The organism is Pseudobacter sp., from assembly GCF_051955275.1.
In the GTDB taxonomy this organism is placed as follows: Bacteria; Bacteroidota; Bacteroidia; order Chitinophagales; family Chitinophagaceae; genus Pseudobacter.
Map to the genome: position 1 here is coordinate 1 of NZ_JBQCGW010000082.1, position 9,590 is coordinate 9,590.

At 46.5% G+C, this 9,590-nt stretch carries 8 protein-coding genes; 4 read left to right on the top strand and 4 right to left on the bottom strand.

Annotated elements, in window-relative coordinates; genetic code table 11:
• The 4 genes from ACTHMC_RS07155 to ACTHMC_RS07170 all read right to left on the bottom strand — a co-directional run.
• The coding region (locus tag ACTHMC_RS07155) for a DNA gyrase subunit A (protein WP_440412121.1) at positions 1–555 on the bottom strand (555 nt) is incomplete at its 3' end.
• 39 nt (positions 556–594) lie between these two features.
• The gene (locus tag ACTHMC_RS07160) at positions 595–1,434 is read right to left on the bottom strand and encodes a DUF1835 domain-containing protein (RefSeq protein ID WP_440412122.1); all 840 of its coding nucleotides are present in this window, start codon (positions 1,432–1,434) and stop codon (positions 595–597) included.
• Positions 1,435–1,469: 35 nt separating this feature from the next.
• Positions 1,470–3,380 carry a DNA topoisomerase IV subunit B gene (locus ACTHMC_RS07165; protein ID WP_440412124.1) on the bottom strand — a complete coding sequence of 637 codons (1,911 nt, stop codon included), beginning with the start codon at positions 3,378–3,380 and terminating at the stop codon, positions 1,470–1,472.
• Positions 3,381–3,660: 280 nt separating this feature from the next.
• Complete coding sequence (locus ACTHMC_RS07170; RefSeq protein ID WP_440412125.1) at positions 3,661–4,077, bottom strand: hypothetical protein; 417 nt, start codon at positions 4,075–4,077, stop codon at positions 3,661–3,663.
• Positions 4,078–4,404: 327 nt separating this feature from the next.
• On the opposite strand from ACTHMC_RS07170, the gene ACTHMC_RS07175 reads away from it, so the two are divergent.
• The 4 genes from ACTHMC_RS07175 to ACTHMC_RS07190 all read left to right on the top strand — a co-directional run.
• A complete protein-coding gene (locus ACTHMC_RS07175; protein ID WP_440412127.1) occupies positions 4,405–4,722 on the top strand; it encodes a carboxypeptidase-like regulatory domain-containing protein in 318 nt (105 codons plus the stop codon).
• 348 nt (positions 4,723–5,070) lie between these two features.
• Positions 5,071–5,685: an RNA polymerase sigma factor gene (locus tag ACTHMC_RS07180; protein WP_440412128.1), complete on the top strand. Its 615-nt coding sequence runs from the start codon at positions 5,071–5,073 to the stop codon at positions 5,683–5,685.
• A gap of 60 nt (positions 5,686–5,745) precedes the next feature.
• The gene (locus ACTHMC_RS07185) at positions 5,746–6,927 is read left to right on the top strand and encodes a FecR family protein (protein ID WP_440412129.1); all 1,182 of its coding nucleotides are present in this window, start codon (positions 5,746–5,748) and stop codon (positions 6,925–6,927) included.
• 361 nt (positions 6,928–7,288) lie between these two features.
• Positions 7,289–9,590: SusC/RagA family TonB-linked outer membrane protein (locus ACTHMC_RS07190; RefSeq protein ID WP_440412131.1), on the top strand; the 2,302-nt coding region annotated here is incomplete at its 3' end.

A 9,590-nucleotide genomic window follows, 5' to 3' on the forward strand; every position in this document is an offset into this window, starting at 1 on the left:
GAGTTCATTGAAATTGTGCGGGAGGATCTTGGTGGCAAGGCCAACCGCGATGCCTTCAGCCCCTTGCGCCAGCAGGAGCGGGAATTTCATGGGAAGGGTCACGGGCTCGTTCTTACGACCGTCGTAACTGATTCCCCACTCGGTGGTTTTGTTATTGAAAGCCACGTCCAGCGCAAATTTGCTGAGGCGGGCCTCGATGTAACGGGCAGCGGCCGCATCGTCGCCGGTGCGGATATCTCCCCAGTTACCCTGGGTATCTACCAGCAGGTCTTTCTGTCCCATGTTCACCAGTGCATCTCCGATGCTGGCATCACCGTGCGGGTGATACTGCATGGCCTGTCCGATGATATTGGCCACTTTATTGAACCTGCCATCATCCATTTCTTTCATGGCATGCAGGATCCGGCGTTGTACGGGCTTGAGACCGTCTTCCACCGCAGGTACTGCACGCTCCAGGATCACATAAGAGGCATAATCCAGGAACCAGGTCTTGTACTGGCCCGATACGCCCGAGTTGCTCTCCAAAGCCTGTTCTGATATTTTCGATTTAGCCATAAGATTCTTTCAGCCTTAGCGCTTGTATGTTATGTATTATTATTCCTGTTCTGCAGCGGACGCCTGAACGGCCGACTTCGCTTTTACTTCAAAATCCTTGAAGCCTTTCAGCTCTCCCTGAACATCGTATTCTCCGGCAGCGGCCAATTGTTTGAGCCTCCACAGCATGTACATATCACCGGTAGTCTGTTTGTTCTTTGAGAGAAACTGGTGAATGATCTTGCTGGCTTTCTGCCAGTCGTTGGTGATGAATTTTTTCAGGTCGGCATCATAATAATCATAGTCGTGATGACCGAGCTTTTTACCCCCTTCCAGGATACGCACTCCTTTGTTCTCCTGCATGAGTTTCTTCCACTCATCAGGATCCACTTCAAATTCGGATAGCGTAATGGGACGAGCCAGTTTCCTGGCTTTCAGAAACTCCTTCGGCGGAATTACGGATAACCATTCAGGGTAGAAAATGAGACCTTTCTCATTGATGAAGGGCAGGTTGTTCAGGTACAGGATGAATACCCTTCCCTGGAATTCCGCCATATAATTGAGCAGCCAGTAGTAGCCGCTTACATCATGTTTATTCTGTGCAGCCCAGATCCAGATGATCTCATCGGGATTGCGGCGCATGGAGCCTACCAGCTCAGCCACGGTTTTGTAATCATCCACTTCACCATTATCCACTGTGCCTTCGGCATCTGTTCCGGCGAGTACATCGCGCCAGAACTGTTTGCGCGCTTCGATGCCTTCGCCGGTATATACATTGGCGATCGGCCCTACAGCATAATCATCCCTGATCAGCACCACATCGCCCTGGAGGCTTTCATCCAGTTCAATGGCTTTTTGCAGCACACTGATATCAGGTTCATTGAAAACGATATGAATCATACTTAGTTGGTTCGTTTATTACAAAAAACGTTTTCCTATCTTTTTACATCTGCTCCTTCTTCGGCCAGATCCAGCTCTACACGCAGGTTTTCGATAATGAACTCCTGACGCTCCTGGGTGTTCTTACCCATATAATATTCCAGGAGTTGCTGCACGTGCTCGCCCTGTTCGATGATCACGGGCTGCTTGCGCATTTCCGGACCAATGAAGCGGCCGAACTCGTCGGGCGAAATCTCACCCAACCCTTTGAAGCGTGTGATCTCCGGTTTGCCGCCGAGTTTTTTGATGGCTTTTGCCTTCTCTTCTTCGTCGTAGCAGTAGATGGTTTCCTTTTTATCTCGCACGCGGAAGAGCGGCGTTTCCAGGATGTACACGTGCTGGTTCTTCACCAGGTCAGGGAAGAACTGGAGGAAGAAGGTCATCATGAGCAAACGGATGTGCATACCGTCCACATCGGCATCGGTAGCGATCACGATATTATTATAACGAAGGCCTTCATATCCTTCTTCAATATTCAGGGCATGCTGAAGCAGGTTGAACTCTTCGTTTTCGTACACTACTTTTTTGGTAAGGCCGAAACAGTTGAGAGGCTTACCGCGAAGGCTGAATACAGCCTGTGATTCCACGCTGCGGCTCTTGGTGATACTTCCGCTGGCAGAGTCACCTTCGGTGATGAAGATGGTGCTCTCGCTCATTTTCTGGCGAACGCTCTCCTTCTCTTTACCACTGGGCTCATCATTATAATGGTAGCGGCAGTCGCGTAGCTTTTTATTATGCAGGTTGGCCTTTTTGGCGCGCTCGTTGGCGAGCTTCTTGATACCGGCCAGTTCCTTGCGCTCGCGCTCACTCTGCTCGATACGCTTTTTGAGTGCATCAGCTGTAGTGGGGTTCCGGTGCAGGAAATTATCGAGTTCCTTCGACAGGAAGTCGTTCACGAAGTTCTTCATGGTTGGACCGTTCTCGAAAACCACCTGTGAACCGAGTTTGGTCTTGGTCTGGCTTTCGAATACGGGTTCCTGTACACGAACGGAAACAGCGGCGCAAATGCTGCCGCGGATATCGGCCGCATCGTAGTCTTTTTTGAAGAATTCGCGGATGGTTTTCACGAATGCTTCGCGGAAGGCTGCGAGGTGGGTACCCCCCTGCGTGGTATACTGGCCGTTAACAAAGGAGTAATATTCTTCTCCGTACTGGTTTTCGTGGGTGATGGCCACTTCAATGTCTTCTCCTTTGAGGTGGATCACGGGATAACGGAGCTCATCCTCATTGGTCTTACGCTGAAGCAGGTCGAGCAGACCGTTCTTGCTCACATATTTCTTACCGTTCAGGTTCAGCACCAGACCGGCATTGAGATAACAGTAATTCCAGAGCTGGCCATCGAGGTATTCGTGGAGAAAATGGAAATTTTTGAACACAGTCTCATCTGGGACAAAACTGATCAGTGTACCGTTAGGCTCGTCAGTTTTAGTTTCTTTATGTTCCTTTATCAGTACGCCTTTTTCAAATTCGGCGGTCTTTTCCTTTCCGTCGCGGTAGGCGGTTACTTTAAAATAAGTACTGAGGGCGTTCACCGCTTTGGTACCCACACCGTTCAGACCTACTGATTTCTGGAAGGCCTTGCTATCGTATTTGGCGCCTGTATTGATCTTGCTCACTACGTCCACCACTTTACCGAGGGGAATCCCGCGGCCATAGTCGCGCACGGACACATTCTTTCCTTCAATGGATATTTCCACCTGTTTACCGTAGCCCATGGTATGTTCATCGATACAGTTATCGATCACCTCTTTGAGCAGAACGTAGATCCCATCGTCCGGGCTGGAGCCATCTCCGAGCTTGCCGATATACATACCCGGGCGGAGACGGATATGTTCGCGCCAGTCGAGACTCCGTATCGAGTCTTCGGTATACTCGCCTTGCTGGGTGGTTTCTTTTTCTTTTGCCATAGTATTAATCCTGTTCGTAAGCTACTTATATATTAAAATAAATCAGTTATAATGTATAGGGATGCGCTGGAACGGGCAAATATAGCAAAAGGGAAGCAGAAGGGATTTGGGGGAGATATTAAGGTATGTGGAAAATTGGGTTTGCACCGGCCGGGGAGACAAAAAGAGAGGCCGGAGGAGCCACCTGCCCCGGAAAGGCATCCGGGTGATGGCTGCGCCGGCCTAGTGCTTAAGAATATCAAAAAAGGAGTGAAATAACAGCTAGTCAGGTAATGGTTGGTCAGGGAACCATTTTTACAGTAGTTTCTTCTACATCGGTCTGCTCCTGGTAAGAGGTGCTGACCTTAAAGGTGCGTGCGAACTGTTTGCGATTAATGGCAAGGATGAACTGTACGCTGCGAAGCTCGCCTTTTTCGATCTTGAAGCGGCGGAGGTTGTTTCCCTCGTAGTACACTTCGCGGTGCAGATCGTTTCCGGCGTCGTTCCTGATGGAGAAGTAGCTTTTGGCCGGAGAAAGCGTCTTCACGGTAAATACCAGAAAATTCCCTTCCGTGCCGTTGAATGTTACCTCCATCACTAGCGCAACTGGATCTGTGATAACAGCCATGGCTTGTTGCTGTGCTGTTGCAAATCCATTGGATACAAATAACAAAGAACTGATCAGGAGAAGGTTGAATAACCATTTTGAGGTTTTCATAATCCAGGTTTTTGATGTGATTTTGTTTTTAGATCACGCTGCAAAGTTGCAAAGCCTGCATTACCTGAATGTGAACGAAGATTAAAGGATACGTTAAGAAATTAACTGCTGAAACACGTAACCAGTGGGGATTTTATTGCTCACGAAAAAATAATTGAAAAAACCGGCAGTTCTAAATAATCGTGCCACTGCATTTTTATTCACTAAAAATATTTATGGCACAGTCATTGTTTTCACTCACCTAACAACCCAACTTACTCTAACGTGCGATTGAAATGTTGCTAAGAAAGTAATAAACCATTTTTATTAACCTATAATTTTTCATTTATGAAAAGCATCAAGGTAAGCTTGGTAGCATTGACTATTGCTACCGCAGGATTATTTGCGTTCAAAGGCATTCAGACAGGAACAATCAAAGGAACAATATCTCCTGCTGATGGTGCAGTACGCGTATGGGCATTGTCTGGAACAGATACACTGAAGGCTCCCGTTGAATCAGGCACCTTCACTATTTCCGGCGCCAAGGCTGGCACATACAGAGTGATTGTTGAAGCAAAACCTCCGTATAAAAATGCCGCCAAGGATGGTGTAACTGTAACAGATGGCCAACCTACAGATGTAGGCGAAATCAAACTGGAGCAATAAGCGGATAACATATTTCCTCTTTGCAAAAAAGAGGGTGTCTCATACAGGAGGCACCCTCTTTCTGTTTTATTTAGAATAGTGTGTTCGTTACCGTTAGTTATATGCTTACTTGTAACTGTCAATTTTATCCAGCGAACAAACAGGCATTCCAAATTGTGGATAGCCTGATATTTATCAGGTGCTTAAAAAGCCATGCTTTTATCTTTTATAGTAAATTATTGATAAACCATTTACCATGGTAAAGAAAAAGCAGGAATCATTGCCGGGTATAACAGGAAGGTAAATGATTTGGCCGTTCCTGAGAGATTAATTAATATAGTATTGCCAACGGTATAAAAATCGAACTCATTGCCTACTAACCTATCACAACAGGAAAGAGAACTATTATCATTGGTGGCTGACGGGGATCAGCTTGCATTCAAAGACCTGTACCATTTGTACAGCGGGAAGGTGTTTTCCTTCGCAAGGCTTTACCTGAAGGATGAGTTGATAGTGGAAGACCTGGTACAGATGGCATTCATCCGCTGCTGGGAGCGAAGGGAGGAACTTCGTAATATCCAATCCTTCAAAGACTTCCTTTTCATTCTCACCAGGAACCTGGTATTCGATCATCTCCGGAAGATGACGGTACAGGTAAAACGGCTGGAAGATATCCGGCTCCAATCCCTCCGTACTGCCGGCACCGGATATGAATACAATCCGCTGGACACAAAAGAACTGCGCGACCTTCATGCCAGAGCTATTCTGGAATTACCTGCACAACAGAAAGAAGTATATCAAAGACATACAGAACAGGATGAAAGCCTCGATGAAATAGCGGAGGAGATGAATATTGCCCGCGCCACTGTCAAAAAACACCTGGAAGTGGCCAGAAAATCCGTCAGAGCTTATATCCTGCGCCATTCTTCGGCATTCGTGGCCGCTCTCTATTTCATTTCCACAAAGGATTCCCATTTGTTTTAAATATTTTTTTCCATCCACTACGCCTCATGTAACAGTGCTGCGTCTTTAATACTATACACGATGAAACCAGAGCAGTTCAAAATATTGCTGGAACGCTTTAAAGCAGACACTCTCACCCAGGAAGAATGGGAAGAACTTCGGACTTCGCTGACAGCACCCGAAATGAAAGAGCTGCTTGATAAGGATATGATAGCAACTTTCACTGAAGAGAGGGTTGATCCATACTGGAGTTCAGAGAAAGAAGAGCAGCTCTTTCAAATTATTAAACATCGTGTTTTTAAGTCAAAACCAGTATACGTTCTGCAAATCAAAAAACGGTGGTGGATCGCTGCTGCCGTTTTATTCGCTCTTTCAATTGGCAGTTTTTTGTGGTTTTTCAATACAAACAAGGATCAGGAACACAGTGTTGTTCAGAATCCGGAAATCGTACCTGGCAGGTCCGGGGCAACATTGACGCTGGCAGATGGTTCTGAAATACTGCTGGATACAGTCAAAAATGGTATAGTTGCCCTGCAGGGCGGAAAAACGGTCAGCGTTCATAATGGAACATTGAAGTACGAAGGTAACGGCGTGGATATCGTATACAATACCATATCCACCCCCAATGGCCGCCGCTTCCGCCTGACCTTGCCGGACGGTTCCGGAGTATGGCTGAACAATGCCAGCTCCATCCGCTACCCTACTGTGTTTGGCCCGGACAGAAAGGTGGAAGTGACAGGAGAAGTTTATTTCGAGATTGCGCCCGATCAGAAAAGACCTTTCAATGTACTGGTGAACAGGAAACTGGACATTTCAGTTTTGGGCACAGCTTTCAATGTGAGTGCCTTTGACAATGAAGCGTCGATCAATACCACACTGATCGAAGGGAAAGTGAAAGTGATCAATATTGTTTCCGGGCCGGGCACAGCCAATAGCGGGACCATATTATCTCCCGGACAGCAGGCACAACTTTCGTTAGCGCAGCCAACTGCCATCAAAGTGGTGAATAATGCACCGGTTGAAAAGATCATCGCATGGAAAGAGGGATTGTTCAACTTCAATGATATTCCCTTTGAAGAAGGCATGAGGCAGATTGCCAGGTGGTACGATATTCAGATAATTTACGAAAACGGTATCCCCGCAAATATAGAACTGAACGGAGAGATCACAATGGAGCTTACCCTGAATGAATTACTCGAAGGCCTCCGGGATATTGGCCTGAAGTTCAGACTGGAAGGAAGAAAACTGATTATCATAAAGTGATAGGGGATATCACAGGAGCCGGGATTCTGGCAGTGGTGCTGCCCGGCTCTACCTTATCCTGGTCCGTACCCTACCTTTTCTTTTTCATGTGCAAGTATGATCATGGTTAACAAAACAGAACCGGAAGTGCTAGAACACTTCCGGTAAATGTTCAGCTGATCAAAACCGAGGGCTTATACTCCATTTTTAACAACCAAACTGCTGCAAACTTATGCAAAAAAAGTATTGGGGTTACCGGTATTCTATGCCCGGTGAACCCCTTGCAGGTCAGGGCTTTCAACAATTAGCAGTACTCCCGATCCTAAAACTGTCATTTTTCTTCTACACCTATGACAGGAAATGGAAATTAATTTTTCTTACGATGAAACTGACCGTACTACTATCGCTACTGGCCATCTTTTCGGCACAGGCTACACTGACCGCTCAGCAACTCACTATCTCGGGTAAAAACCTTTCGCTGCATCACATTTTTTCTTCTATCAAAAAACAGACAGGTTATGTTGTATTCAACAACAAACGCGATCTGGAAGGAACCAAACCGGTAACCATCACTGCCATTAACCTGCCTCTGACTGAAGCACTGGACATCATTTTCAAGGACCAACCCCTGAAATATGTGATCCGCGGCAAAACCATTTTTGTTTCCAGGAAACCCGCTGCACAACAACCGGAGCCTACACCGGAAATATCACAGAACGCAATTCAGCTGATACCCATAAAAATCCGCGTAACGGATTCTTCCGGCATCCCGCTTTCAGGCGCTACTGTGACAATCAAAAAGAATAAAGTTTCAAAAGTCACTGACAGTGAAGGGTATGTCACTATCGATGCCAATGCGGGGGATATTGTGGAAATAACTTATATAGGCCATGCAACAAGATCGGTTAAGTTATCTCCTAACACTACCACACTCAATATAACACTGCAAAGGGCAGAGCAACAATATAAGGAGGTGGTGATCAACGCAGGTATCATTACCAGGAAAAAGGAAAGTTTTACCGGGGCCGTATCCAGTTTTACAGGACAGGAATTACGTAAAGTAGGTAATGGCAATGTATTGCAGAGCCTGAAATCACTGGATCCCTCCTTCATCATCAATCCCAGTCTGCTGAATGGCTCCAATCCCAATCAGCTTCCCAACATACAACTGAGAGGCACAACCGCAATTACCACTTCCAGCGCACTCAGGGGATCTTTTGATGTAGACCCCAATCAGCCTCTCTTTATTTTGAATGGGATGGAAAGCACGCTGGAACAGATCGTCAACCTGGATATCAACCGGATAGCCAGCATCACCATTCTGAAAGATGCTGCTTCCACTGCATTGTACGGTTCAAGGGCAGCCAATGGCGTGGTAGTGGTGGAAACCAAACGTCCACGCCCGGGCGACCTGCGGGTCAACTACACATTGGATCTCCGTGCCGAGATTCCAGATCTGAGCGATTATAATATGATGAATGCTGCTGAATTCCTGGAGTTTCAAAAAATGGCGGGATATTATGATATCGGGGATCGGCAAAATTCCCAGTTACGCCAGGACACCTTGTACAACCGGCGGCTAAGAACTGTATTGAGTGGCGTGAACACTTACTGGCTGAATGTGCCCCTGCGCAATGCGCTCACTGCCGGCCATAATATCAATATCAACGGAGGAAGTGAAGAGTTTCAATATGATGTGATGCTCAGTTACCGGAATACAGCGGGTGTGATGAAAGGATCAGGCAGAGAATCCTGGGGCGCTTCCATTGATCTTGCCTACAGGAAAAAAAATGTCAATTTCCTGAACCGTGTTTACGTTGAAGGAAGCAAGGCAAAAGAGTCGCCATACGGAAGTTTCTCTGATTATGTGAACATGGCGCCATTCTATCCCAAGCAGAATGCCAATGGCAACCTGTTCACCGGAAAATATCTTGAAACTTTTACAGGTCCTTATTATTATCTCTCTTTTACAGAACGCAAAACACCCAACCCAATTTATAATTCCACGCTGAATCCTAAGAATGAGAACAATCTCTTCCGGATCCAGAATAATCTTTCAATGATATGGGACATACGCCGCGACTGGCGTTTTACTGCAGGACTCCAGGTAGTGGCTGAATCCGGCGACCGGATTGCATTCGTATCTGCAGCCGACACAAGATTCGATGCAGTTCCCATCGAACAGAAAGGAACTTACGATTATGGAAGACTGAAGAACTGGGAATACCAGGGCAACGCGATGATCACTTATCAGCGCGTATTCCGTGAAAAACATAGTCTTACCGGCAACCTCAGAACGGAAGTGATTGAAAGGAACAAAAGAGATCTCGGCTTTACGGCCGTTGGATTTCCGGATGGTGTGGATCCGAACCCCGCTTTTGCTTCCGGTTATGCCATCAATTCAAAGCCGGCATATGCTGAAGTAAAGGCCAGGCAGGTGAATGCTTTAAGCAGTATCAATTACAGCTATAACAACAAGTACTATGCAGATGCCACTTTCAGAATGGACGGTTCCACCGTTTTCGGTTCACAAAAAAAATACGAAAGTTTCTGGGCAGTTGGACTGGGTTGGACAGTGAACAGGGAAAAGTTCCTGGAAAACGCCAACTGGATCTCCTTGTTGAGACTAAGGGCTAATATCGGAACCAACGGCAATCAGCAACTCGGCACTTTCGTTTCATCTT